This is a genomic window from Pseudomonas sp. GM25 (genome assembly GCF_000282255.1).
GTDB lineage: Bacteria > Pseudomonadota > Gammaproteobacteria > Pseudomonadales > Pseudomonadaceae > Aquipseudomonas > Aquipseudomonas aphyarum.
Genome location: NZ_AKJQ01000038.1, coordinates 115,383 through 141,265 on the forward strand (window position 1 = coordinate 115,383; position 25,883 = coordinate 141,265).

Sequence of the window (25,883 nt, forward strand, 5' to 3'; positions counted from 1 at the left end):
AGCACTGGATTTGTCCTTTGCGAAGCGGCGCGGCGATAGCGGATTCTGAGGCTCTACCTGCAAGGGGATCCCATGAAACTGTACTTCGCCCCCATGACCTGTTCGCTGTCGCCGCACATTGTGCTGCGCGAGCTGGCGCTGCCGTTCGAGCTGATCCGCGTCAACAACCAGACCAAGCAAACCGCCGACGGCCGGGACTTTCGCCAGATCAATCCGAAGGGCTACGTGGCTGCGCTGATGCTGGACAACGGTGAAGTGCTGACCGAAGGCCCGGCGATTCTGCAGTACCTCGCCGACCTCGTACCCGGTCATTCGATGGCCCCGGCCAATGGCACCTGGGAACGCTCACGCTTGCAGGAATACCTGAATTTCATCAGTTCGGAAATTCATGGGGGCAGCGCGCCGTTGTTCAGCAGCGAAATCCCGGAAACCACCAAAACGATCTTCAAGCACAAACTGTTCAAGCGTCTGGATTACCTGAACCGCATCCTCGCGACACAGCCCTTTCTGATGCAGGCGTTCGGCGTAGCGGATGCCTATCTGTTCACGGTGCTGAAGTGGTTGCCGACATTCAGTATCGCCATCGAAGACTGGCCGGCGCTGGCAAACTACATGACGCGCATAGCCGAACGGCCCAGCGTGCGGGCGGCCATCGCGGAAGAGGAAGCCACGCAACCGGTGTGAAACCTCCGGTTGCGCGGCCGTCGTCAGGCCTTGGCGGCTTCGTCGATCAACGCCGCCACTTCCGCCGCGTGAGAAGCCAACGACGCATGGCCGGCGTTCAAGGTAATGACCTTTTTCGCGTTGAGTCGCGCCGACATGCGCTTCTGGTTGTCCGGATGAATCATCCGGTCCTCGCTGGAAATCTGATACCACGACGGTTTGTTCTTCCACGCGGGATTGTTGATTTCATCGCCGAAGGTGCTGGCCAGCGGCGCCTTCTGCGTGACCGCCATCACCAGCGCTTCATCCGCCGGCAGATCCTGGCAGAAGCTTTCATGGAATTTGTCGGCCTTGAGCCAGAGAAAGCCGTCGCTGTCCGGCGCCAGATTCGGTGCGGCGGCCGGCAAATGTTCCTGAGTGATGGCGCCGGGGCTTTCGCCTTGATCCGGGGCGAACGCGGCGATGTACACCAGGCCCACCACATTCGGCTGATTACCGGCCTGAGTGATGACCGCGCCGCCATAGGAATGCCCGACCAACAGCACCGGCCCGTTCACCTGGGCGACCATCTTGCGCGTGCGCTCGGCGTCGTCGGCCAGCGAGGTCAGGGGCATTTCCACGGCCTGGATCGCGCTGTAGCCCTTGCGCGACAGTTCCACAATGACCTTGCCCCAGTGCGCGGCACCGCCCCAGAAACCGTGCACCAGCACAATCGTCGGCTTTTCACTCATGGCCTTTCTCCTGCTGTTCATGAAGGTCGATTTACCAATGGCGCTCAGGAGTATGGAGCGGTTCTGCCGATGCGCCCGCCGGCCAGACCAAAGGTGCGTTTCGGGATATGACAGTTGTTGAATGCCCCAGCGCTTCTATAGTGAAGGGGTTCAAGCCCTCCTCCATCGAGCGCCCCATGGCCAGCACCGATCAACTGATCATCTGCGAGCATTGCGACTGCGTGTACGAAAAAGTCACGCTGGCCAAACACCAGAAGACCCTCTGCGTGCGTTGCGGCGGCGTGCTCCAGCGCTACAACGGCCTGAGCGTGGAGCAACGTCTGGCGCTGAGTTTCACGGCGGCGATGCTGTGGCTGTTCGCCAATTTCTACCCGGTGATGAGCATCAGCATGAAGGGCCTGAAAAACAGCGCGACCCTGTGGGATTCAGTGCTGGCCCTGAGTCAGGGGCCGATCACCTCCATGGCGATGGTCGCCGCGATCTCGATCATCATCGCCCCGGCCTTTCAGTTGGTTCTGTTGATCTGGGTCTTGAGCTTCGCCCTCGCCTCGCGCCGTTCGCCGGGGTTCAAGCTGTGCATGCGCTGGCTGGAAACGCTGCGACCGTGGAGCATGCTCGAAGTGTGTTTACTTGGCGCGATGGTGGCGGTGTTCAAACTGGCGGGCATGCTCGACGTCATTCCCGGCATCGGCCTGTTTGCGCTGGCCGTGCTCAGCCTGTTGCTGATCCGCATCGCCGGGCGCGACGTGCGCGAACTGTGGGACATTCTATGAAACGACCACCGACGGCAACCGAACTCAACCTCTGCCTCTGCCACAGCTGCGGGCTTGCCTGCGACATGACCGGCGAACCGCACCAATGCCCGCGTTGCGACGCCCCGCTGCACCGGCGCAAGACCAACTCGCTGACCCGCACCTGGGCCTACATGTTCGCCGCGCTGGCGTTTTACGTGCCGGCGAATCTGCTGCCGGTGATGAACACCACCCTGCTCGGCAGCGGCGCCGACAGCACCATCATGAGCGGCGTGCTGGAGTTCTGGGAACACGGCGCGTGGGACATCGCCCTGATCATCTTCGTCGCCAGTATCGCGGTGCCGGGGGTGAAATTCGTGGCGCTGACCTTGTTGTTGGTCACCGTGCAACGGGACAGTCATTGGGCGCGCAAGGAGCGTTCGAAACTGTACCGCTTCGTCGAACTGATCGGCTATTGGTCGATGCTTGATGTGCTGGTGGTCGCATTGGTGGCGGCGCTGGTGAAATTCCAGGCGCTGGGGGATATCGAGCCGCGACCGGGGATTCTGTTCTTCGGTCTGGTGGTGGTGTTCACTATGTTGTCGGCGATGAGTTTCGACCCGCGCGCGATTTGGGATAACGCGCCGGACGAAGAAACGGAAGAACCCCGACACTCGACTGAACAAGTGCCGGGGCATCAAGCGACTTAAATCAGATCTGCGCAGTACCGCCGTCAACGAACAACTCGATGCCATTCACGAAGCTGCTGTCATCCGAGGCCAGGAACAGCGCAGCCTTGGCAATCTCGCTCGGCTCGCCCAGACGGCCGATCGGCACGATAGACGCCAGTTGATCGAACAACCCCTGCGTGTGCTCCGCCGGCACCAGCCCTGCCAGACCAGGCGTGCGTACCGGGCCGGGGCTGATGGCGTTGACGCGGATGCGCCGTGGTTTCAGGTCCAACAACCACGACCGCGCGAAGTTGCGCACCGCCGCTTTGCTCGCGCTGTAGACGCTGAAGTTCTCCGTGCCCTGCACCGAAGTGGTCGATGAGGTCAGCAGGATCGATGCGCCATCGCGCAGCAGCGGCAAGGCCTTCTGCACGGTGAACAGCGTGCCCTTCACGTTGGCGCCGAAAATCCGGTCGAAGTGCTCTTCGGTGATCGAGCCCAGCGGCAGCATGTCCCCCCCGCCAGCGTTGGCGAACAGGATGTCGAGGTGCCCGGCCTTCGCGGCGATCTCGCTGTAGATGCGATCCAGATCGTCCAGCTTCGCCACATCGCCCTGAATGCCGATGGCTCGCGGGCCAATAGCGGCGACCGCTTTGTCCAGTTCGGCCTGACGACGGCCAGTGATAAATACCGTGGCGCCCTGGGCGACGAATTCCTGCGCCGACGCCAGGCCGATGCCGGTGGTGCCGCCAGTGATCAGTGCGATTTTGCCTTCAAGTCTGTTGCTCATGATGAATCTCCAGTAACCGTTTCGAGGAAGGTGACGGGTCGTAGGTGAGCCGTTGGAAGCGACTTTAGGCCGATCGGTTGATCTGAAAAATCCGCCAAATCGGTTTTGTTTGTGCACAGACATGCACAATACTCAGCCAGTCCAATCCACTGAGCCCGAGCCGATGAATCAGTTAATGGCGATCCGCACCTTCGCCCGCGTTGTGGAAAGCGGTTCGTTCACCAAAGCCGCCGACTCGCTGAACCTGCCGAAAACCACCGTCAGCAAACTGATCGGCCAACTGGAAAACCACCTCGGCGTGCGCCTGCTGCAACGCACAACCCGCCGCCTCACCGTCACGGCCGACGGCGCTTCCTATTACCAGTTGACCCAACAACTGCTGCATCAACTGGACGACATCGACCAAGGTTTCAGCCAGGCCCAGGGACTGCCGCGCGGCAGAATCCGCGTGGACATCGGCGGCTCGACCGCAACGATGCTGGTGATCCCCGAACTGCCGAAGTTCTTCGAACGCTATCCGGACATCCAGGTTGATCTGGGCGTCAGCGACCGCCCGGTGGACCTGATCAGCGAACGCGTCGACTGCGTGATTCGCGGCGGCCCGCTGACAGAACAAACCCTGGCCGTGCGCCGCCTCGGCGAAGTGTCCTGGACCACCTGCGCCACGCCCGATTATCTGCAACGCCACGGCACCCCGAGCCACCCGCTCGAACTGGCCAGCCATCAGGTGATCGCCTACCGCTCGGCATCCACCGGGCGCATCCTGCCGTCGAACTTCCAGCGCAACGGCGAACGCCATCAGATCGAAGGCAAAGGCCTGATCAGCGTCAACGAAAGTAACGCGCACCTGGCGGCCGGGCTCGCCGGGCTGGGGATCATCCACACCTTCAGCTACACGGTCAGGACGGCGATCGAGCGCGGCGAACTGGTGCCGATCCTCGAGGATTGGCGGCCGCCGGCGTATCCGTTTCATGTGCTGTATCCGCCGAACCGGCATTTGAGCAATCGGGTGCGGGTGTTTATCGACTGGCTGGTGGAGCGGTTTGCGCAGGTTGACTGAGCCCTCGCAATCGCGCCGTTTCGTCTAACCTGACTTTGCACCCGACGATGATTCCCCATCGTCGGCGCACTGATCTTGGTGCCCACGAAACGGAGAATTCCATGCTCAAGCGAACCCTGGCACTGACCGCTGGTTTGGCCCTGTCCCTGTCCGCCGTGCTGGCGCAAGCCGCGGAGGTGTTGAAGGTCAGCGCGATTCCCGATGAAGCCCCGACCGAGCTGCTGCGCAAGTTCGAGCCGCTGGGCAAGTACCTGCAACAGCAATTGGGCATGGACGTGCAGTTCGTCCCCGTGGCGGATTACCCGGCGGTGGTCGAAGCGTTGGCCACTGACCGTCTCGACCTGGCGTGGCTCGGCGGTTTCACCTTCGTTCAGGCGCGGCTGAAAACCGGCAACGCCATTCCCCTCGTGCAGCGTGAGCAAGACGCCCAGTTCACCAGCAAATTCATCACCGCCGACCCGAACGTCAAAAGCCTCGCCGACCTCAAGGGCAAGACTTTCGCCTTCGGCTCCGTGTCGTCCACCTCCGGCAGCCTGATGCCGCGTTATTTCATGCTCAAGGACGGCATCAAACCGGAAAGCTATTTCAGCCGCGTCGGCTACTCCGGCGCCCACGACGCCACCGTCGCTTGGGTGCAGGCCGGCAAGGTCGACGCCGGTGTGCTGAACGCCAGCGTCTGGCAGAAACTGGTAGACGCCGGCAAGGTCGACACCAACAAGGTCAAGGTCTTCGCCACCACCCCGGCCTACTTCGATTACAACTGGACCGTGCGCGGCACCCTCGACCCGGCGCTGGCGGCGAAGATCAAAAAAGCCTTCCTCGACCTCGACCCGGCCAACCCCGAGCACAAGAAAATCCTCGACCTGCAAGCCGCCAGCCGCTTCATCGAAACCAGCCCGGACAACTACAAAGGCATCGAGGAAGCCGCCCGCGCCGCCGACTTGCTGAAATGACGCTGCGCCTCAAACAGGCTTTTCTGCACCACACCAATGGCGTCGATGCCCTGCGCGGTGTGGATTTGCAGATCGAGGCCGGCGAGCAGGTGGCGATCATCGGCCCGTCCGGCGCCGGCAAATCCAGCCTGCTGAACCTGCTGGCAACCGCCATTCGGCCCAGCAGCGGCGACATCGAAGTGCTGGGCGAGCGCGCCTGGCATTTGTCCGCCCGTCAACGGCAACGCCTGCGCGCCCGCATCGGCCTGGTGCATCAGGCGCCGCCCCTGCCGCCCCGGCAACGGGTGGTGACGGCGGTGCTGGCCGGCAAACTCGGCCAATGGAGCCTGGGCAAAAGCCTGATCAACCTGCTGCATCCGCTCGACGTGCCCGGCGCCCGCGCCGCACTGGCGCGACTGGATCTGACCGACAAACTCTTCAGCCAGTGCCAGCAACTGTCCGGCGGGCAATTGCAGCGGGTCGGCATCGCCCGCGTGCTGTATCAGGCGCCGGAAGTGCTGCTAGCCGACGAACCGGTCTCGGCGATGGACCCGGTGCTGGCCGGGCACACGCTGTCGATCCTGTCGCGCCATGCCCGGGAGCACAACGTCACGCTGGTGGCGAGCCTGCACGCGGTGGAACTGGCGCTGTCGCACTTCCCGCGCATCGTCGGTCTGCGCGAAGGGCAGATCCTGTTCGACTGCCCGTCCGCGCAGGTCAGCCGCGACATGCTCGACACCCTCTACGCCAACGAACAACTGCAACCCCCGGCGCCCGCCGTCGCGCCGCTGGTTGTGCAGATTCCGCGATGCTGAGCGCCGACACCCGCGACCCCGCCGCGCTGCCACGGTTGCTGCTGACCGGACTGGCGATTGCCTTGCTCTGGCCCGGCATTCAGCTCAGTGAGCTGGATCTGGGCGTGCTGTTTCACGCCGACAGCCAGAGCGAAATGGGCCGCTTCATCTCGATGTTCTGGCCACCGGAGCACGATCGCGAGTTTCTTCAATTACTCCTCAAAGCCACCCTGCAAACCCTGGCCATCGCCACCGCCGGCATGGCCCTGGCGCTGCTGTTGGCGGTGCCGGCCAGCCTGCTCGCCAGCCGCGCTTTGTCGCTGACCGCCGCCTCCCGCAGCGGCCGCCCGAGCCTGTTGGGCCGACTGCTGCGCTGGCCGGTGCGCGGGCTGCTGATCTTCCTGCGCAGCGTGCCGGAAATCGTCTGGGCGCTGCTGTTCGTGCGCGCCGTCGGCCTCGGCCCGGCGGCGGGAGTGCTGGCCATCGCGATCACCTACAGCGGCATGCTCGGCAAGGTCTACGCCGAAATCTACGAATCCACCGACCAACGCCCGGCCCACGCCCTGCTCCAGGCCGGCAGCGGCCGCCTCGCCAGTTTCGCCTACGGCGTACTGCCCAACGTCGCGGCGGAACTGCTCTCCTACACCGTCTACCGCTGGGAATGCGCCATCCGCGCCTCGGTGGTCATGGGCTTCGTCGGCGCCGGCGGCCTCGGCCAACAGATCGACCTGTCAATCCGCATGTTCGCCGGCGGCGAAGTCGCCAGCATGCTCCTGACCTTCCTCCTCCTCGTCCTCGGCGCCGACCAACTCAGCCGCCTGCTGCGCTGGAGGCTGGCATGAAACGCCTGATCAATCCGGTGCTGATTCTCGCCATTGTTGCGGCCGTCAGTGCCTCATTCACTTACCTGGGCCTTGATCTTGAAGAACTTGGCAGCCCCACCAGCGTGAAACAGATGGGCCTGTATGTGGCGCGCTTTCTCAGCCCAGACCTTAGCGCTGACTACCTGAGCGCCATCTTGCGTGGGTCGATGGAAACGTTGGCCATGTCTGCGCTGGGCACCCTGCTCGCTGCCGTGTTGGGGCTGTTATTGGCGCTCCCCGCCGCTGGCCGGTTTGGCTGGTTTTTTCAGAGTGCTGCGCGCCTGTTACTCAACGCACTGCGCGCTATTCCTGAACTGGTGTGGGCTGCGTTGATGGTGCTCGCGGCTGGGCTTGGGCCGAATGCCGGGACACTGGCGTTGGCCCTGCACACCACGGGCGTGTTGGGACGGTTGTTTGCTGAAGCGCTGGAGAACACACCGCCGGAGCCGGCGGATGCGATTCGGTTGCAGGGAGGGAATCCGGTTTTGGCGTTCTGTTACGGCACGCTGCCGAACCTGGCGCCGCAGTTGCTGGCGTACTGTTTGTATCGGTGGGAGAACAATATTCGGATGGCTAGCGTGCTGGGGTTTGTCGGGGCTGGGGGGTTGGGGCAGATGTTGTATGTGAGCTTGAGTTTGTTTCAGGAGGCGCAGGCGGGGACGGTGATTTTGGCTATGCTGATTTTGGTGTGGGGGGTGGATTGGTTGAGTGGTTGGGGTCGGGGGCGGTGGGTTAAAGCGTAGTTTTTATCCCCCCCGGCTATCATTTTTTCGAACGCGGTCAGCTACATAGCTAAGTACTTTCAATTGAGCGCAATCTGCCAAAGGCCCTATACGATATATCTTAGAACAGCAATCCACCCAAGCAAACTCGAATATAAAAATTACCACTTGGTAGTGTATGCATCCATAGTGGCACTATGCTAGTCTAAAAATTCAACCTAATAAAAGCAACACTACAGCCGGCGAAGAACATGGAAATAGTTCTCAAACATCTCAAGCCAAATACAACCCCTACTCTACAACTTGAAAAATCTCCAACCACTCGAAAAATCAAGTATTTGCGAGAACACTTATTAATTGAATAATAACTTCCATCTGAAAACTTAGCAAAAATATACTACTTATTAGCATTTATCTAAAATTAGCGAGCCGGATAAAAATGAGAATTTTACACATCTCCGACCTACACATAACAAATAGCGCGGACCATACCCGAACAATCGAAGCCTTGTGCGTAGACATAACTAAAATCGATAAACTAAAAAAAATAGACGCAATACTTTGCACTGGAGACATAGCAAATAGAGGTGACACATCCGAGAGCGCCATTAAGTCTCAAGAAGCCGTCATCCGGAGAATATTACAGTCAACTATCGCTCCCGCAATTTTTTTATGCTGCCCGGGTAATCACGATGTAAACCTGAAGGCAAGGGAAGAAATTTACGAGCCAATATTTACTGGAATTAAGACCCCCGAAGAAGCGAATAAACTAATCGACAACCTAATAAAAAAAGGAAATTCTGAACTATGGGGACACTTACATGGATATATTAACCTTTCAAAAAAAATAGACCCTACAACATATTCCGAAAACATTTTATTCACTACGAAAATAATCAACACCAATTCAATCAAAGTAGGTGTAGCTTCCCTAAATAGCACATGGAGAACTACGGGCGGAGGAAGCAAAGATAGAAATTGCTTGTACGTTGGTGAGCGACAGATTGAATTAGCCTTAGAGCAAATACATGAATGCGATATCAAAATCGCCTTAATGCATCATACCCTGGACTGGCTCACACCAGATGAAAAAAATAGAATCCAGCGCGTACTCTCAAATAATTTCGATGCTCTTCTGTGCGGCCATAATCACAACAACAATGCTAGCCACACCACGTCAACACTTGGGGATCTATTAGTTAGCAATACAGGATGCATTTACGAGAACAGAGACCACTTCAACGGATATTCCGTCATCGACATTTGTAATGATGACGTGTGGAAAATAGAGGCCCGAGAATACTACAGCCAACGAAATGTATTTGACATATCACCAAGATTTTCTGAAAACGGCGTCTGCGAATTTAACATTTCAAAAAGAAACAGCATATCAAAAACAATAATCTCAAGCACCGCAATCAATGCCGCTTTGGAGAAAGCAAACTCAAAACTTTTGTCCTTTTCGGCCTCTGAAATTGCACCTAAACACTTATCGTCAATATTTGTAGAGCCTCCACTAGCCAAGAAAAGCGAGAAAAGCTTAGCAGCCAGTGAGAATATAGATACAGACGATAGTGATGAGTTTGTGAGTCTTCATAGCCTATCCCAAGAAAAGACTGACATCATGTTTATTGGGAAAAGAGAATCGGGAAAGTCCACCCTCCTCAACCATATTGCCGTTAATCGCTTTATGGAATTCCATGGCAACGCTAGAGTTGGAATTCTCGTTGACGTATCGATACTTAACAAACTAACAATCGCTGCCATTCTCACGCAAGCGATTGAGTTCCTTGATAATGAAATAATAAAGCGAGATCTCATAGCCTTACTCGAAAGCGGTGAAGTCCTTGTAATCTTCGACAGTTTCAACATACATAATCCGACACACCGAAAGGTCATTGAGGAATTCAGAGACAAATATCCTGCACCACGTTATATATTAGCAACCAGTGAGGAAATGCAAGACGATCTTAGCCTCGAGAAACTACCCACACTAAAGAAAAACCCCGTAGCCATATACATTCACTCATTCAAAAGAAGACAAACCAGAGAACTTGTCAAAAAGTGGTTTGGTGAGCACGATCAAGGCTCCGAAGAAAAGCTAGCACTTGTAAAAAAGTTACTTTCAAAATTAAACGTACCACAAACACCTTTTTTGGTTTCCATATTACTTTGGGTAATAGAGCAGCAGCCTACTGCAAAATTAATCAATCAAGCATCTGCTGTAGAGGCGTTGATCTATGGATTACTTGAAAAATTTACAGAGTCAAAATTGCGATCAAGCTATGACTCCAATATACAGTCCCACTTTCTATCCGAACTTTCCAGCAACATGGACGAGCAGGGCGTGGAATGGATAGAGTCCAACAAGCTAGAGATTTTTGTTGCATCTTATTTCCAAAGACGCGGACTGGCCGTACCTTCACGCGGCTTCACAGAAGAACTTCTAAGGAAGGGGTTGCTATATGAAAGCAACCAAATGATCACCTTTAAGTTTGACTGCTTTAGAGCATTTTTTCTCGCAAACAAGCTCGCTGAAAACAGTGAGGCTTTAGCTAAAGTCTTGACACCACTATCAATCGCAAAATACACAGCTGAATTGGATCTGCTTACAGGACTACATCGCGGACGCAAAGAAATACTTACAATGGCAAAAGATTGCTGTCAAAAACTACTTTCCCTGTCCGAATTTAATGTGGACATTTCCCTTTTTGAAAACTATGGAAAAGAGCAAGGGATTTTCAATCATGAGGAAACACTGACAAAAATAGAAGACGAGTTTTTAAATGAACCATTCGACGATAACAAAAGAGCACAACTTATCGAAGATGTTGATTTCTCTTCTAAAGCGTCTATTGACCATAATCATGCAAGAAAAAGATATCCGACTGCTCCGCTGTCCAGTCAGATGAACTTCATTGGGGCTCTAAGAGCATATTCAAACATCCTGAGGAATAGCGAACTGATTGACGACGTAGCGCTAAAGACAGCATGCCTAAATGATGTCCTCACCATGTGGTCAAAAGTAATCGTATCAACGATAAATTATATTAACAATGCAGAATCCAGCGAATTCCCAGATGATCTTGGCGACATGACGCCAACGGAGTTCAAAGTATTCGCAAAACTAATGATCCCACAACTCGTATCCTCTTTAATGGCAGAGTCACTATCCACACCAAAGCTTGAAAAATTTATATTGGCCGAAGCGAATAGTCCAGACCAGTGCATCAGTTTCTTATCTACTATGCTGACCATAGAAAACATGAACAAGTCCAGCATACAAGCGATTCAAAAATTACTGAAGGAATCGGGAACCAACAACATCGTAGCGCAAGCAATCTTTATAAGATTATTAACCTTATACCACTACGAAGCCCCATCCTATTCCATAAATGCTATAAGGGAATGCATTGGCGAAGCCTTCATTGTTCTGCGCGGCTCTACCCTTAAAGAAAAATCAGCATTAAAGGGAAAATTTTTACAGCATATTGACGAAAAACGCGCAAGCAATCTTGAAGAGCTCGATGCTGCCGATTAATAATTATTAATGCTATAGGACTTGGGCAGGCTTGTATTCTTTACGCAACTCTGCCCTCCCACCCTAATTTCAAATATATAGTTCACCCATACACTAAAACCCTCTGAAGAATCAAAGATGGCATAATCAAAAGGAACAGATTTATTTTACGCCCCCTTTTCACCAACAGCCCAGAGCTATCCCTCAAGAAATAACCCCATCATCCTGCCCTTAACCACTGGGTGGCGAACTAAAGGAGTTCTGGTTCTGGGACATCTTCTGACTGAGCCGCAGCTGACCGACGTCAGAGCTGCACTCTCCTGGCCTTTCAACGATTTGCCGGTCGAATACGATTATGTAGCGGCGGAGGTCAGAGGCATCGATCCTGACGTGCTCTACAAAATCCTTTATTCAGAGGTCGCGCCGGTGTGCTTCACCAACCTTGTGGCTGCTGTGCCTCCGGTATGGACTGGCTTTGATCCAGACTCGCTCAGGGCAATGATCGAGGAAAGGCTGGCCGCGAGGGAGAACAGCTGGTTTCGCAGGCAGTTTGATAAGGCGTTGGTTCGCTGGCTGCAATACAACTATGGCTACATCTGGAAGGAGATTTCCTCCAGGCTTTGAGCGCTTAAACAGCTTCGTTTAAAGCAATCCGCCGTAACTTCCCCAAGGCTACAACGCCTTGCGTCATTGCCTACGACTACGCCAGAATCCGCCGGCTTGTGCGCCTACGACGCGGGTCTTATCGTTTCCCGGTCACTGAAAAACAGTGATGGGGTTTGGTAGCCCCGGATTATCGTAGGTTGCATAAGCATCATGATGTGCAGTGTCTGAAAGACTCCGCGTCATGGTGGTCATGCACAGGGCGTCTTCGGGCGCGCCGGTTCCTACGTCCCGGTCTACCAACCTGAGCATGGCCGTCACCCATCGTTTGGTAGCGAGAGTGTCGGCTCCCATTTGACGATGTAGGAGTTTCACCATGATCAAACCAACACCCAACCCACCCGAAACCGACCCCACCTCCCCCTACGAATCCCCAAACTCCAAAAAGCTCCACGACGCCGCCGAGCGCGCGCTGGATCACTACCTCTTCCCCGCCGCCGGGATCATGTCGTCCTTGAACGAGCCCGAGCGGATGTACCTGGCCAATCCGAAGTACAACACCGAATGTTTGCTGGCCAACGCCAGCGAAAACTTGGGGGCGGCCAGTGAGATGCTCAGCAATTTCGCGGCAACGCTCGATCCGTCGCATCGCAAGACGGCGATCGGTATCGCGCAGGTGGTGATGGTTGCCGAGCTGGCGGTGAATCAGGCGCTGGATCACGTCGAGGTCGCGTAACCCGGCGATGGCTGTAGGGGCAGTCGGTGGCTGCTTCTACAGCGGATTCGTTGCGGCCCGTTTTGTGGCAGGAACAAGTGCGATACAGGCCGGCATGGGATATCGTGCCGGCCTCTAAATCGACGTGTGTTCATGGAGGATAAAGTGCGGATTTACATTACAGGCGCGTCGTGTGCGGGCGTGACCACGTTGGGGCAAAACCTCGCGGCTCAGCTCGGTGTGCAGCAAGTCGATGTCGATGATTTTTTCTGGATGCCGACCAACCCTCCTTTCACGACCAAGCGCCCTGCCGCCGAGCGTGTGTCGTTGATCCAACAAACCTTCGGGGACGACGGTTGGGTACTGACCGGTTCTTGCATGGTGTGGGACGAGGCGCTGCTGACCCAGGCCGATCTGATTGTGTTTGTCGTGACGCCTACGCCCGTTCGCCTCGAACGGTTGGCGGCACGTGAAAAGGATCGCTTTGGCGATCGGATCGCGCCCGGTGGCGACATGCACGAGATCCACGTGGCCTTTCGGGAATGGGCGTCGGAGTATGACAATCCGGACTTTTCCGGACGCAACCGCGCGTGGCACGAGCGATGGCTAGCCGCGCAAACGGCGCCGGTGCTGCGGGTTGACGGGGTGAACAGTCCTGAAGCGATGGCGGCGGAGGTCATTCGGGCATTGTCGCCAGCGTGAAGCTGAATCCACCCCGAATCTATTGCTGCAATCACTGCACATATGAACTGCATTCAACCCGACTAGTGCTCCAAACGCAGGCCTTTAGACTCTTCCCCACGATCAACGTAAGGGAGCGTCCAACATGGTCACCACCGCCGTCATCCATCAAACCGGTGAGCCTCAAGTCATTCAGTTTGAGCAATCCACCGCGCAAGCACCCGGCCCCGGCGAGGTCTGGCTTGAGCAGCTCGCCATTGGCGTCAACCCGCTCGACTTGAGCCAACGTTCCGGTGCCGCGCCGTTGGCGTTGCCTTCCGGTCTGGGGCTTGAGGGCTCCGGGCGGGTTGTGGCGGTGGGGGCCGATGTGACGAACGTGGCGGTCGGCGACCGGGTCGCTTATGCCACGGGTCCTGTCGGCGCCTATGCCAGCGCCCGCCTCTACCCGGCCAATCGGCTAGTGAAGATCCCTGACAGCCTGAGTTTCGAGGACGCGGCAGCTGTGCTGTTCAAGGGCATCACCGCGCAGTATTTGCTCAAGTCCACTTACCCGGTCGGGCCGGGTTCGACGGTGCTGATCTACGGCGCGGCCGGTGCGCTGGGGCAGATCATGGTGCCGTGGGCGAAGCATTTGGGGGCGTTTGTTATTGGCGTTGTGTCCAGCGCCGAGAGTGTCGAGCGAGCCCGGTTGGCGGGTTGTAATGAGGTGTTGGTGTTCGATGCGGCGACGCTGGCCGACGCGGTGGTCGACATCACCCAAGGCAAGAAAGTGGATGTGGTGTACGACCCGATTGGCCGGGTGTCTTTCGAGGCGTCGTTGAATTGCCTGCGACCGCGCGGGTTGCTGGTGTCGTTCGGCATGGCGTCGGGTGCGCCGGCGCCGGTCGAGATCAGCACTCTGAATGCCAAGGGTTCGTTGTTCCTGACCCGACCGTCCCTCGCGGTCCACACCGCCACGCCGGAGGAATACCAGCAGCGAGCAAAGGACGTGTTGCAAGCGATTGACGCCGGTATCATCCAGCCCACTGTGGGGCGTCGCTATCCGCTGGCGGACGCCGCCCGGGCCCATGCCGATCTGCACCGGGGCGGTTTGCCGGGGGCGGTTGTGCTGGTGCCTTGAGTCTTTTTTCGCGTCATCCACGAGGGTTGTCGTTGCATGGATCTGTTCGATAGCCGTCAGGCCGATGAAGTCGCCACCCTGCTGGCCCTGGCCGAGCACGGCTCGTTTGCGGCGGCGGGCCGGACGTTGCAGCGCCATCCCTCGGTGCTGTCGAAACGGCTCAGCGCGCTGGAGTCGCGGCTGGGGGTGCGGCTGATCGAGCGCACCACCCGGCAATTGCGTTTCACCGATGAGGGGCAACGGCTGGTGGCGCGGTTCGGGCATGCGGTAAGTCTGATCGCCGAAGCGGAGCAGGATGCGCGCGAGGGCGCCGCCGAGGTTCGCGGGCGTTTGCGCATCGCCCTGCCGGCCGCCATGGGCCGGCTGTGGCTGGGCGATATCGTTTCGGCGTTTGCCCTGGCCCATCCGAACGTGGCGCTGGAGGTTGAATATGCCGAGCGCTTCGTCGATATCGTCGCTGAAGGTTTCGACGCAGCGATCCGCATCGGCGAGCTGGCGGACAATCGGCTGGTGGCGAAGAAGCTCTGCGATCACCGCCGAATCCTGTGTGCCGCGCCCTCCTATCTTCAACAGCACGGCGAGCCGAAAACGCCGGCGGATCTTGCCGATCATCATTGCCTGGGGTTTACCGGGTTGCATTCGTATCCCGAATGGCGGCTGACCCGAGGCGACGAGAAACACACTCTGAAAATCCGCAGCCGACTGGTCAGCAACGACAACGAAGCGCAGCTGTGTGCCGCGCGCATGGGCGTGGGGATTTTGGCCGGCGGCGACTGGCTGATGACCAAAGACCTGCGCGAGGGGTGCCTGGTGCGGGTGCTGCCCGAGTGGCAACTGGATGCCGACACGGGGGTTTATCTGGTGCGGCCTTCGGCGCGGTTCAACACGGCGACGACCACGGCGTTCAAGGACTGGATCGAGGGGGCTTTTGCTGAGGGTGCGCCTTGGGTGACGCTGCCCCGCTGATTTACCAGCCGCGATGGGATATCGTGCCGGCCTCGGAATCGACGTGCATTCATGGAGGAAAAATGCGGATTTATAGGACAGGGGCTTTTTGCGCGGGCGTGTCCATACCGGGACGCCTGAGATTCAAAACATTCCTCATCGCCATGTCAGGCTTCTTTGCCCTCCCCCAAACAGCCGTATCCCTTGCGGATACTGCCAACGGAAAAAACCTCTACTCACAGCGATGCGCCGTATGCCACGGAGCCGATATCAAGGGCACCGGGCCGTTGGCCAGGAAAAGCAATCCGCCGACACCTGACCTGACAACCACCGCGTTCAAGAAGCGACTGAGTGATTATCCGGGCGTGATCGTGTCCTCGGTAATACTCCGCCCCAACGGGGATTTGATTCCAAAGACCTTGCGAGAGAATGGCGTGAAGATCCCGCCGCACGCATGGAGCGTTAACGACTTTCGCGACTTGCACCAATATATGAGCGGTGTGATTTCCCACACGGACAAATAAAAATGAAATAAAAATGGGGACAGATCTATTTATCCGGTGGTGAAAAAATAGATCCGTCCCCATTCCTGTGGTACTGCATTCCTGACAGGAATGCCCCCATAAAAAACATGAATTTTATTTAAAGCGTCGAATCTTTTAGCGTCGTCCACTCAGCATATGGAGATGACGCTATGAATGACTCAAGCCTGCGCCTTTACGTCGATACTCAATTCACCAGTCCCTACGCAATGTCGTGCTTTGTCGCCCTTCGAGAAAAGGGGATCGAGTTCGAAATGAGTACCCTGGACCTGGACAAACTGGAGAATCAGGCCAGCGATTACGCCCGTCTTTCGCTGACTCAGAGGGTCCCCACCCTGGTGCATGGCGACTTTGCGTTGTCGGAGTCATCGGCGATCACGGAATACCTGGAAGATGTGTTCCCCCAGACAGCTGTTTACCCACGGCACCCACAGAAGCGCGCGGCGGCGAGGCAAGTTCAGGCGTGGCTGCGCAGTGATTTGCTCCCGATCCGACAGGAGCGCTCTACCCTTGTCGTGTTCTATGGTCAGAAATACGGAGCGTTGTCAGCGTCGGCTGAGGCTGCCAAGCAAAAGTTGTTTGATGTCGCTCAATGGCTGCTGACCGACAATCCGGATTACCTTTTTGGTGAATGGTCGATCGCCGACGTTGATCTCGCGTTGATGCTGAACCGATTGATACTCAACGGGGACACGGTGCCGGCTCAGCTGGAGGATTACGCTCAACGCCAATGGCAGCGCCCGACAGTACAAGAGTGGATCAAGCTGCAACGACCTCGGATGTAACGGCACCCATTTTTTTGAATCCCCATTGTTCACTGGCTGCCGGGAGCCCCCGGCAGCAAATCTGAAAATAAAGCTGCCCCCATTTAAATGAAGCCGGACAACAGCCCCCCTCTGCTTCAGCCCGTCTTTTTGTCGGAGCCTTTTATGTTCTCGATCAGGTCAACGACATAGTCTTGATTGAAGCCCGCCACAAATGACCAGAACAGCAACTTGGCATAGGCCGCATACCCCTCCGCATGTTGGCAAAAGATATCGTTGAAGATTTGCCTCAAACACTGCGGATCATCGTCTGGAACGATCACCGGAAACAGATCGCCCTTGATAACGCCGGAGAGGAACAAAAGATATAAGAGCCCCGCCAAAATCCCGCCGATGAATGAAGGCAGGATCAAGGCGAACCATGATCTGGAGAGGTTTTCGATTTCCGGATCGGTGAGTATCGACAGTCGCCTGTGAAACCCAACGTAGCCCCCGATATTCCCGGCGATACAAACGATAAAGGGCACTTTGTAGTCGGGCAGACTGTAGGTGACGATAATCGCCAGCACCAACAGGGCGATGAAAATCCAGAATATCCGCTTCCAGATGATGTTCAGGTCTTCCTGACGATTCATGATCAGCTCCCTGATCTTGACCCTGTGATGATTTTTTAGACGATAGACGAATCCTGACTCATGATCAGTGGCTGTTACCCGCTGCGAGACAGGATGAGCAAAGCAATGAATGCCACGAACGGTGCGAACAACACCAGCCCACCGACGGCGACCGCCCAGCCCCAGGCAAAACCACTTTCACCCTTGAATCGGCCGCCACTCAGCAAGCCAAGCACGCAGACCCCGATTCCATGAGCCAACCGGTTGAGCAAGATATCGAGGATGTAATCCATTCTTTGGCCTCGTGCCTCTCTGCACTCTGGAGCGTTACAACTCCAATGCCTTCGTCATGATCACCGTACGCTCCGCCCCGTGAAACTCGTCTCGTACCTTTTCAAACCCGAGCGAAGCATAGAAGCCTTCCGCGGTGATTGAAGAAGGCACACGCAGCCGTTTCAGATCTGCATTGATGGCAAGTGATTGAAGCCTCTCCATGAGCTGTCTTCCGATACCCTTTCCTTGATAGCGCGGGTCGACAAACACACTTCGGACAATGTCGTTATCCAGACTCGCGGTTGCAACGATATGACTGCCGGCTGTAGCCACCAGGAATTGACGCTCAGTCAACAGATGAAGGATCGCCAGGGGAGAAAAGCTTTGCGCCACTTGCTCGATGATTTCGGCGGAGTAGTCCTGAACGTTGGACTCGCGCAAAGCACTGAGGATCGTTCGACTGATCGCTGGCGCATCTGCATTCGTAGCGTTTCGAATCAGGTAATCCATCATGGGCCGCTCCTTGCGCGTCATCACTTGATCGTAGCGAAAAATGGGGACTGATCCATTAATCCATGGACCAGTCCCCTTTTTTTGAAGCATGGACAGCAACGGCCATCACCCCAACCGCATCGACACCTCAATATCATCCGCAAACGGCACGCTCACGTAACCATTCACCGGCGAGCGCACATGCCTCAGATACTCCGGGCAATAATCAGTGTTGTCCGCTACCACCAGAGCGCCGGGGCGCAGGTGTTTCTCCACGAGTTTCAGCACGTCGCCATACAGCGCTTTCGCACCATCAAGCAGAAGTAAATCCACAGTCGGTGGCAGATCGCAAGCCAGGGTGACAAGCGCATCCCCTTCGCGAATCTCAATCAAATCACTCACCCCGCCCTCAACAAAATGATGCCGAGCCAGTTCAATCTTCGACGGTTCAAACTCGCTGCCAATCAGCACGCCGCCACCGTTGTCCCGCAGCGCTGCCGCCAGGTGCAGGGTGGACAGGCCAAACGAGGTGCCGAATTCGACGATAGCTTTGGCGCGGGTGCTGCGGGCCAGCATGTACAGCAGTTTGCCGGTGTCGCGGGAGACCGGCAGCCACAGGTCTTTGAGCATGGCGTAGAGTTCGCGGTATTCGGTTTTGCTGTGCATCAGGCGTTCGCGTTCTTCGCCGGATACGTTGTTCAGCGCCGGGCTGGTGGCGGCGCTGGCCTGGGTGTAGAGGCGTTCGATGAGGGGCGCCAGCGGTTCGGTGGTCAGGGTTGTCATGATGGTTTTCCGTGGGTTGAGAGCTAATATGCGAATGATTCGTCGCATTTAAATGATGCGAGCGAATGGCGCTGTTCGCTATTCGCATTCCGTCCCGACGCCCGAGCTGCCCATGACCGATCGCCAGACCGCCCGTATTTCCTCACGCAAACAGCCGCAGCAGGCACGCTCCGCCGAGCTGGTGGCGGCGATTCTGCAGGCGGCTATTCAGGTTTTGGCCAAGGAAGGCGCGGCGCGTTTCACCACGGCGCGGGTTGCGGAGAAGGCTGGCGTGAGTGTCGGGTCGCTGTATCAGTACTTCCCGAACAAGGCGGCGATTCTGTTTCGCTTGCAGAGTGATGAGTGGTTACAGACCACCGGAATGCTGCAGCGGATTCTGGAAAATCATGACGAGCCGCCGCTGGAACGCCTGCGCACGCTGGTGCATGCGTTCATTCGATCGGAGTGCGAAGAGGCGCAGATGCGCGGCGCGTTGAGTGATGCGGCGCCGCTTTATCGCGATGCGCCGGAGGCTCATGAGGTGCGAGCGGCGGGCAAACGGATCTTTGCGGCGTTCATGGAGGAGTTGCTGCCCGGGGCCAGCGAAGCCGTTCGCACGCAGGCCTGCGATCTGATCCTGGCCACGCTCAGTTCGGTGGGGAAGGATTTTTCACTCACCTCACGCACCGACGCGGAAATCACCGCCCGCGCCGAGGGGATGGCCGACATGTTCAGCGCTTATGTGGTGGCGCTCGACGCCCGCTGAAGAGTGGTGCTGAAAAATCAGCCAACTGGACAAACACCATTGCCGGATCTTGTATGAATGGTGCGCGCTCCCTCAACCCGCCAACTCGCCGGCCTCGAAGAGCGCTCAAGTTCTGCCCGTCCGTGACGACGTAGTGCTTACCATCCCGAGGAGTGTCAGCCATGAAGATCCTGCCAGCCGTCATCAGCCTGAGTTTCGTCCTGAGCAGTGCCTGCTGGGCGGCAACTCCGGTCACGCAAGGCGTCATCCGGTTCGAGGGGCGTATCGTCGAGCAGCCCTGCGCTACCGGCACGGACGAGGCTGTCAGCATCTGGTTGAACGACTGCCCGACCTCCATGCGGGCCACGGTGCTTGAAGCACGTAACGTCGACGCATCGAGCGCGGCGTCCAGCATCAAGGTCGAACGGCTGTCCGACAGCGATCATGGCCGTTACCACGATCAGCAATACCGACTGGTCGACGTCGCGGGTTCGCCGGTCAAGGCCGGGAGTTACCTGATCACCATGAGTCTGCCTTGAGCCTCATGACCTAATCGTGTGACTGCATCTGCGTGCGCTCAGCACACGCTCGACGAACGCGGTTGCAGCCAGTTCAGCAGCTCTTCGCCCGCCATCGGCCGGGCAAACCAGTAGCCCTGCCCGACCGTGCAGCCCAGGTTCAACAACTGCTGGCGTTGCGCGTCGGTCTCGATGCCTTCGATGACGACCGACATGTCGAGGGTATTCCCAAGCGCGAGGATGCTGTCGATCACCGCCAGGCAGCGCGGCTCCTGTTCCAGGTTGCGCACGAATTCGGCATCCAGTTTGATTTCGTTGAAGGGCAACTGACACAACCGTTGCATGGACGAGAAACCCGCGCCGAAATCATCGATCGACAACCGACACCCCATCATCCGCAGGCGCACCAGGCTTTCAAGGCTGTCGGCAGGGGCTTCGAGCAGGCCGCTCTCGGTGATTTCAAACGTCACGCCGGCACCGGCGACACCGTGTCGGGCCAGCAGTTGTTTGACCAGTCCGGTCAGTTCACGGTTGGCCAATTGCCCGGCGTGCAGGTTGAACGCCATGTTCAGGCTGAAGCCGCGGCGACGAGCGTCCTCCTGCAAGGCCAGCGCCTGATCCATCTGCGCGTACAGCCAGTCATCCATCAAGCCGCAGCGTTCCAGCGTCGGCATGAACGCGGCCGGTGAAAGCAGGCCCTTGAACGGATGCTCCCAGCGGGCCAGCACTTCGACGCCACAGACTGCGCCGGTCGCCAGGTTGAATTTGGGTTGGTAATAGGCCTTGAGTTCCTGACGGGCGAGCGCCCGACGCACGTCTGTCTCGCCCGCCACCTTGAGAATCGGCGCATAGGGCAACGGCGCAGGAGGCCGGACGTGGCGTTGTTTTTTCAGCAGCGACTCCAGCGCCATCGCTTGCAGGGGTTTGCCCAGATCGCCGAGAAACACCAGATTGAGCTGGGACACCATCTGACCGACCGCCCGACGCAAATCCGCCGATAGCGAGCTGCTGATGATGATCGCCCCCACCTGCCCGCTTCCGCCCACACGCTGGATGAATTCGACACCGTCCATCCCGTCCATCTGCAAATCGCACACGGCGATGTCGACGGGGCCGACACGTTTGAGCAAGGCGAGCGCCTCGGCGCCATCGGCGGCTTCGTAGATGTCGCTGCAGCCCGCCTGTTCAAGCATTCTGACCGCCACGGAGCGCTGGAACGCATGGTCTTCGAGTACCAGGACCCGGGGTGAAAGACTCGACATGTGGTCAACTCGGTAGCTGAGAGGTTCCACATTGTTGCGTAAACGAGTACCCCCGCTATTTAGGAAATTTCCGAAAGTTTGTAGGAAATTTCCGCAATGCTCAGGCGATGTACGCGTCCAGTCGCTCGGCCAGCCGCTCCATCGACTGTTGTAGGGCGTCCACCGCGACGGTCAGTTGCGCCGAGTCCAGGCCCTGGGTCGCCGCTTCAAGCGCTTCACAAGCGTCTATCAAAGTAGCGGCCTTGATGATCCGGGCGCCGCCCTTGACCCGGTGAGCCAGGTCCGCCAACCCGGGCAGGTCGTGCTGGGTGAACAAGCGCAGCAGTTTCGCCATGTCGTCATCGTTGCTCGCAGCCAGGTCCGTCAGCAGGCTCTTGACCGATTCGCGGTCGCCACGGGTCAACTGCTCCAGGCTGCTCAGGTCGATATCGTCCGGCGCCGGTGCGTCCGGCGCATCGTCCGCGACCGAACGGACCCGAGGCTCGGCCTGGGCCAGGCGCGCGTTCAGGTCCTTGAGGCTGATCGGCTTGAACAGACAGTCATCCATCCCGGCTTCAAGGCAGCGCTCTTGCTCCTGCGCCTGTGCATTGGCCGTGAACCCCAGCACCAGACTGCGGGGCAGTCCCCGTTCGGCTTCTTCCTGGCGAATCGCCCGTACCAGGTCGTAGCCGTTCATGATCGGCATGTTGCAATCGGTGATGACCACGTCGAACACTTCGTTGCGCCACGCACGCAGGCCATGAGCACCGTCCTCGGCGTCCGTGACCTGATGCCCCAGGTAGCTCAGTTGCTGGGACAGCAGCAAGCGGTTGGCCGGGTAGTCATCAATCACCAGCACATTCAGGCTGTGCGCGACCACCGCCGGCTCGACCTCGGCCACCGGCATCCGGGGCTGTGGCTCAAGAACCGGTAGCCGCAGGCAAACCTCGATCTGCGTGCCCTCCCCGACGGTGCTTTGCAACGACAGAGTGCCACCCATCATTTCGCACAACGTGCGGCTGATCACCAGCCCCAGCCCGGAACCGCCGCGGCTGGCCTGACCGTGATTGTCGGCTTGGGTAAACGGGCTGAACAACCGCTGCTGATCTTCCGGCGAAATGCCCCGCCCGCTGTCCTCGACCCGCAGACACAAGGCCAGCCGCTCCTCTCCCGTCGCAGAGTCGGCGCGGGCGCTGAGCCGGACGTGGCCGGCGTCAGTGAACTTGATCGCGTTGCTCAACAGGTTGGACAGCACCTGTTTGAAACGCAGCGGGTCGATCAGCACATCGACGTTGATCAGTGCATCCAGATCCAGTTGCAGACGCAGCTGTTTCTGCCGGGCCAGGCCTTCGAAGATCCGCGCCACGGACTCGATCAGCTCGCGCAGATTGGCGCGCTCGGGCGCCAGCGACAGACGCCCGGACTCGATCCGCGCGATGTCGAGGATATCGCCGATGAGGTCGAGCATGCCCCGCGCTGCGCCCGAAGCCACCTCGATGGCAAAACGGTCGAGGACGCCCTGATCGGCCTTTTTCAACGCCAGTTCGAGCATGCCGATCACCGCATTCATCGGCGTGCGAATCTCGTGGCTCATGGTCGCCAGGAACGTGGTTTTCGCGCGGTTGGCGTCGTCGGCGCCTTCTTTGGCGACTTGCAGTTCCTGCACCAGCCGCTGCCGCTCGCTGATGTCGATCCAGCCGGCAATCATCCCGCCGACTTTGCCGTCGCTGCCGCGATACGGCAGCATCCAGTGATAGATGGTCAATTCCCGGCCCGGGCCCAGGGTCAGCGTACGGTCCTGAATCCGTGGCTCTCCGTCTTCCATGACCTGCAAATAATCTTCGTGAAAGGACTGCGCTTCGGCCGCGTCGCTGAGCACGCCTTCGGTTACGGACTTGCCGATCACCGCTTCACGCTCGACGCCGAACACTTGCAGATAACCGGCATTGCAAGTCATCAGACGGCCTTCACGATCGCGCACGTAGATCGGGTGCGGGGTGCCGTCGATCAATACGCGCATGAACTCCAGCTGATCGCCGAGCGCGCGTTCAGCCTGACGCCGTTTGCGCATCAGCATCCGCAAATAGCCGATCCACAGGAGCGCCAACAGCAGCAACACCGCCGCGATGGCGAACCCCTGAATGATCGCGCTGCGGTTGCGCAGCCAGTAGCTGTCGTCGATGACCACCTCGTTGCGCCAACGGTTGGTCAACTCATCCATTTCTTCCGGGGTGATGCTGAGCAAGGCCTTGTCGAGAATCGAATACAGCTCCAGCGCGCCCCGGTTGGTCGCCAGTGCGATACGCGCCGGCACTGTCCCCACGGTGCTGGTGACTTGCAGGCGATTGCGGTACTGGCGCGAGATCATGTAACGCGCGCTGATCAGCGAATTGATGGCGCCGTCCGCCTCGCCTCGGGCAACCATGGCCATGGCGTCGACGGCATTCTGCGCCGGCACCAGCCTGACCTGCGGAAACTGCTCCGCCAGATAACCCTTCAGCACATTGCCGCGAATCAGTGCCAGGCGTTTGCCGGCCATCTCGTCCAGCGTCTGCGGACGATCGGCCCCCACCGGCGTGACGAGCACGAACGGATTGGTCAGGTACGGCCGGGTGAATCGCAACGAGTTTTCACGCTCGATGCTGGGCGTGAACGCAGCCAGCATGTCGGCCTGGCCACTGGTGACCTGGTCGATCAGGTCATGCACCGAGTCGGCTCGCTGCAGGTCGAACTTCAGGCCGGTGCGCTGGCTGACCTTGGTCAGAACGTCGGCACTGATGCCGCGAAAGTTGCCATCGTCGTCAAGGAAGGTCAGCGGCAGGAAGTTCTCGTTGATCGCGACCTTCACCCGTGGATGCTGATCTATCCAGCGTTGTTCGGTGGCACTGAAATGCAGGGTCTGACGGCCCGGCATGCTGGAGCCGCCGGCACTCCAGCGGCGCAGGATCGTCATGCGCTCGCTGGCCGGGATCGCCTCCATTGCGGTATTGAGGATGTGCAGCAGCCGTGCGTTACTGCGATCCACCGCGAAGGCGAACGGCTGCACCTCCATCGTCGAGAAATCGCTGAGCTGAACGTTGTTCAGGTAATTCTTGCTGATCAGGTAGTTCGAGGTGATCGAATCGCCGAGATAGACATCGGCCTGACCGAACGCCACCGCGCCGATCGCGCTCAAGGTCGACGGATAAAGCTGGACCTGCGCGTCGGGATAAAACGCCTTCACCGCGTCCACCGGCAGGTAGTGATAAAGCATCGCCACCCGCTTGCCCGCCAGATCCACCGACAGGCTCTGGCTGTCGCCGATACGCGTCACCAGGGTCGGCTGATCGTTGGCGTATTCCACGGACAGGGCCAGCGCCGGGTCGGCCGCTTCAAATCCGTTGGCCGTGCCCAGCAGATCGATCTCGCCGCTCCTGAGGGCGGCGATCACTTCGGCGCGCGACGGATAACGGCGCACCTCAACCTTGATGTGCAGCAGCTGCGCAATCAGCTGGGCATAGTCCGCCGTCAGGCCTTCGTAGTCATCGCCGTTGGCGGTAATCCCGAACGGCGAATAGTCCGGCGCCGAGGCGCCCAGCAGCAACGTTCGCTTGTGCCGCAGCCAGGTCCAGTCCTGCTCGTCGAGCGAGACGGAATAGTCGTCCACGCTCGAGCGTCCCAGCAGGTGCAGTGACTCGGGCTCGGCGACGGCCGGAAAGGTAAAGCCCAGGACGCACAACAGCGACAGGCCGGCGAGGCATTTTCCAACGGACATGGCCATCTAGATCAGGTTGTTGCGTTTGGCGAAGTCGGCGAGGTAGACCACCGACTTGACGTTGAGCTTCTCGATCAGACGCGTCTTGTACGTGCTGATGGTCTTGTTGCTCAGCAGCATCGCTTCACCGATCTCCTTGTTGCTCAGACCGTTGGCCAGTTGCTGCAGGATCGTCAGTTCGCGGTCGGACAAGGTCTGGATCAACTCCAGATCCGTGGCCTCGGCATCACTGCGTCGCACCGAACTGGTGGCCAGATTGGGGAAGAAGGTATAGCCGCCCATGACCGCCTTGATGGCCTTGACCAGTTCATCCAGATCGTTGGTCTTGGAAATGAATCCGGCCGCACCGGCCTTCATGCAGCGCATCGAATAAAACAGCGCCGACTGCGAAGTCAGTACCAGAATCTTGCTCGGCAGGCCCAGGCTGCTGATCCGCGAAATGACTTCGAGACCATCCAGCTTGGGCATGGCGATGTCCAGCAGCACCAGCTCCGGGGTGTGCTCGCGAACCAGCTGCACCGCATCGGCACCGTTGTCCGCTTCGGCCACCACGTCGAAATTTTCCTGCTTCAACAGCATTTTGACCGCAGAGCGAATGAACGGATGATCGTCCACGACTATCGCTTTATACATATCA

Annotated in this window: 27 protein-coding genes; 18 read left to right on the forward strand and 9 right to left on the reverse strand. The window is 58.1% G+C overall.

The features are described 5' to 3' along the window. Window positions 1-72 precede the first annotated feature (72 nt). The gene (gstA, locus tag PMI24_RS14730) at window positions 73-684 is read left to right on the forward strand and encodes a glutathione transferase GstA (RefSeq protein ID WP_007955212.1); all 612 of its coding nucleotides are present in this window, start codon (window positions 73-75) and stop codon (window positions 682-684) included. A gap of 23 nt (window positions 685-707) precedes the next feature. Here the strand turns inward: gstA and PMI24_RS14735 are convergent, their stop codons facing one another. Then, on the reverse strand, window positions 708-1,394 hold the full coding sequence (locus tag PMI24_RS14735; protein ID WP_007955214.1) for an alpha/beta hydrolase: 687 nt from the start codon (window positions 1,392-1,394) through the stop codon (window positions 708-710). A 176-nt stretch (window positions 1,395-1,570) separates the two neighbouring features. Here PMI24_RS14735 and PMI24_RS14740 point away from each other — a divergent pair, with 176 nt between their 5' ends. Together PMI24_RS14740 and PMI24_RS14745 are read left to right on the forward strand one after the other, a co-directional pair. Then, window positions 1,571-2,167 (forward strand): paraquat-inducible protein A, encoded by a 597-nt coding sequence (locus PMI24_RS14740; protein ID WP_007955216.1) that lies wholly within the window; start codon window positions 1,571-1,573, stop codon window positions 2,165-2,167. Then, window positions 2,164-2,835: a paraquat-inducible protein A gene (locus tag PMI24_RS14745; protein ID WP_007955218.1), complete on the forward strand. Its 672-nt coding sequence runs from the start codon at window positions 2,164-2,166 to the stop codon at window positions 2,833-2,835. The genes PMI24_RS14740 and PMI24_RS14745 overlap by 4 nt, the downstream gene beginning before the upstream one ends. Window position 2,836: 1 nt before the next feature. Here the strand turns inward: PMI24_RS14745 and PMI24_RS14750 are convergent, their stop codons facing one another. Continuing rightward, entirely contained in the window at window positions 2,837-3,586 is a 750-nt protein-coding gene (locus PMI24_RS14750; RefSeq protein WP_007955220.1) for an SDR family NAD(P)-dependent oxidoreductase, read from the reverse strand. Between the two features lie 163 nt (window positions 3,587-3,749). On the opposite strand from PMI24_RS14750, the gene PMI24_RS14755 reads away from it, so the two are divergent. From PMI24_RS14755 to yfcF, 13 genes are all read left to right on the forward strand, one after another. Then, complete coding sequence (locus PMI24_RS14755) at window positions 3,750-4,646, forward strand: LysR family transcriptional regulator (protein ID WP_007955222.1); 897 nt, start codon at window positions 3,750-3,752, stop codon at window positions 4,644-4,646. Window positions 4,647-4,747: 101 nt separating this feature from the next. Next, window positions 4,748-5,599 (forward strand): putative selenate ABC transporter substrate-binding protein, encoded by an 852-nt coding sequence (locus PMI24_RS14760; protein ID WP_007955223.1) that lies wholly within the window; start codon window positions 4,748-4,750, stop codon window positions 5,597-5,599. After that, complete coding sequence (locus PMI24_RS14765; RefSeq protein WP_007955224.1) at window positions 5,596-6,393, forward strand: phosphonate ABC transporter ATP-binding protein; 798 nt, start codon at window positions 5,596-5,598, stop codon at window positions 6,391-6,393. Before PMI24_RS14760 ends, PMI24_RS14765 begins: the two co-directional genes overlap by 4 nt. Continuing rightward, on the forward strand, window positions 6,387-7,214 hold the full coding sequence (locus tag PMI24_RS14770; RefSeq protein WP_007955225.1) for a PhnE/PtxC family ABC transporter permease: 828 nt from the start codon (window positions 6,387-6,389) through the stop codon (window positions 7,212-7,214). Before PMI24_RS14765 ends, PMI24_RS14770 begins: the two co-directional genes overlap by 7 nt. Continuing rightward, on the forward strand, window positions 7,211-7,978 hold the full coding sequence (gene phnE, locus PMI24_RS14775) for a phosphonate ABC transporter, permease protein PhnE (RefSeq protein ID WP_007955226.1): 768 nt from the start codon (window positions 7,211-7,213) through the stop codon (window positions 7,976-7,978). Before PMI24_RS14770 ends, phnE begins: the two co-directional genes overlap by 4 nt. A 418-nt stretch (window positions 7,979-8,396) precedes the next feature. Next, entirely contained in the window at window positions 8,397-11,498 is a 3,102-nt protein-coding gene (locus PMI24_RS28875) for a metallophosphoesterase family protein (protein WP_007955228.1), read from the forward strand. Between the two features lie 246 nt (window positions 11,499-11,744). Beyond that, complete coding sequence (locus PMI24_RS14785) at window positions 11,745-12,101, forward strand: DUF7079 family protein (protein ID WP_045121760.1); 357 nt, start codon at window positions 11,745-11,747, stop codon at window positions 12,099-12,101. Window positions 12,102-12,456: 355 nt separating this feature from the next. Beyond that, a complete protein-coding gene (locus tag PMI24_RS14790) occupies window positions 12,457-12,816 on the forward strand; it encodes a DUF6124 family protein (protein WP_007955229.1) in 360 nt (119 codons plus the stop codon). A 144-nt stretch (window positions 12,817-12,960) separates the two neighbouring features. Continuing rightward, window positions 12,961-13,497 (forward strand): ATP-binding protein, encoded by a 537-nt coding sequence (locus PMI24_RS14795; RefSeq protein WP_007955231.1) that lies wholly within the window; start codon window positions 12,961-12,963, stop codon window positions 13,495-13,497. A 124-nt stretch (window positions 13,498-13,621) separates the two neighbouring features. Continuing rightward, window positions 13,622-14,596 carry a quinone oxidoreductase family protein gene (locus PMI24_RS14800; protein ID WP_007955233.1) on the forward strand — a complete coding sequence of 325 codons (975 nt, stop codon included), beginning with the start codon at window positions 13,622-13,624 and terminating at the stop codon, window positions 14,594-14,596. 36 nt (window positions 14,597-14,632) lie between these two features. Further along, on the forward strand, window positions 14,633-15,562 hold the full coding sequence (locus PMI24_RS14805; RefSeq protein WP_007955234.1) for a LysR family transcriptional regulator: 930 nt from the start codon (window positions 14,633-14,635) through the stop codon (window positions 15,560-15,562). Window positions 15,563-15,705: 143 nt separating this feature from the next. After that, window positions 15,706-16,065, forward strand: a complete 360-nt coding sequence (locus PMI24_RS14810) for a c-type cytochrome (protein ID WP_045121774.1) — start codon at window positions 15,706-15,708, stop codon at window positions 16,063-16,065. A 170-nt stretch (window positions 16,066-16,235) separates the two neighbouring features. Then, window positions 16,236-16,868, forward strand: coding sequence for a glutathione transferase (yfcF, locus tag PMI24_RS14815; protein WP_007955238.1), 633 nt, complete (start codon window positions 16,236-16,238; stop codon window positions 16,866-16,868). Window positions 16,869-16,984: 116 nt separating this feature from the next. Here yfcF and PMI24_RS14820 read toward each other — a convergent pair whose 3' ends face one another. The 4 genes from PMI24_RS14820 to PMI24_RS14835 all read right to left on the reverse strand — a co-directional run bounded on the left by PMI24_RS14820 (window position 16,985) and on the right by PMI24_RS14835 (window position 19,009). After that, window positions 16,985-17,482, reverse strand: a complete 498-nt coding sequence (locus tag PMI24_RS14820; RefSeq protein ID WP_007955240.1) for a hypothetical protein — start codon at window positions 17,480-17,482, stop codon at window positions 16,985-16,987. Between the two features lie 74 nt (window positions 17,483-17,556). Further along, window positions 17,557-17,754, reverse strand: coding sequence for a hypothetical protein (locus PMI24_RS14825; RefSeq protein WP_007955242.1), 198 nt, complete (start codon window positions 17,752-17,754; stop codon window positions 17,557-17,559). A gap of 34 nt (window positions 17,755-17,788) precedes the next feature. Then, a complete protein-coding gene (locus PMI24_RS14830; protein WP_045121775.1) occupies window positions 17,789-18,244 on the reverse strand; it encodes a GNAT family N-acetyltransferase in 456 nt (151 codons plus the stop codon). A 108-nt stretch (window positions 18,245-18,352) separates the two neighbouring features. After that, complete coding sequence (locus PMI24_RS14835; protein ID WP_007955244.1) at window positions 18,353-19,009, reverse strand: O-methyltransferase; 657 nt, start codon at window positions 19,007-19,009, stop codon at window positions 18,353-18,355. Window positions 19,010-19,121: 112 nt separating this feature from the next. Here PMI24_RS14835 and PMI24_RS14840 point away from each other — a divergent pair, with 112 nt between their 5' ends. Together PMI24_RS14840 and PMI24_RS14845 are read left to right on the forward strand one after the other, a co-directional pair. Then, window positions 19,122-19,754 carry a TetR family transcriptional regulator gene (locus PMI24_RS14840; RefSeq protein WP_007955245.1) on the forward strand — a complete coding sequence of 211 codons (633 nt, stop codon included), beginning with the start codon at window positions 19,122-19,124 and terminating at the stop codon, window positions 19,752-19,754. A gap of 161 nt (window positions 19,755-19,915) precedes the next feature. Continuing rightward, entirely contained in the window at window positions 19,916-20,272 is a 357-nt protein-coding gene (locus tag PMI24_RS14845) for a type 1 fimbrial protein (RefSeq protein WP_007955246.1), read from the forward strand. 38 nt (window positions 20,273-20,310) lie between these two features. On the opposite strand, the gene PMI24_RS14850 is transcribed toward PMI24_RS14845, so the two are convergent. The 3 genes from PMI24_RS14850 to PMI24_RS14860 form a co-directional block, all read right to left on the reverse strand. Further along, on the reverse strand, window positions 20,311-21,513 hold the full coding sequence (locus tag PMI24_RS14850; protein ID WP_007955247.1) for an EAL domain-containing response regulator: 1,203 nt from the start codon (window positions 21,511-21,513) through the stop codon (window positions 20,311-20,313). Window positions 21,514-21,613: 100 nt separating this feature from the next. Beyond that, a complete protein-coding gene (locus PMI24_RS14855; RefSeq protein WP_007955252.1) occupies window positions 21,614-25,246 on the reverse strand; it encodes a transporter substrate-binding domain-containing protein in 3,633 nt (1,210 codons plus the stop codon). Between the two features lie 6 nt (window positions 25,247-25,252). Continuing rightward, window positions 25,253-25,879 (reverse strand): response regulator transcription factor, encoded by a 627-nt coding sequence (locus PMI24_RS14860; protein ID WP_007955253.1) that lies wholly within the window; start codon window positions 25,877-25,879, stop codon window positions 25,253-25,255. Window positions 25,880-25,883: the final 4 nt, after the last annotated feature.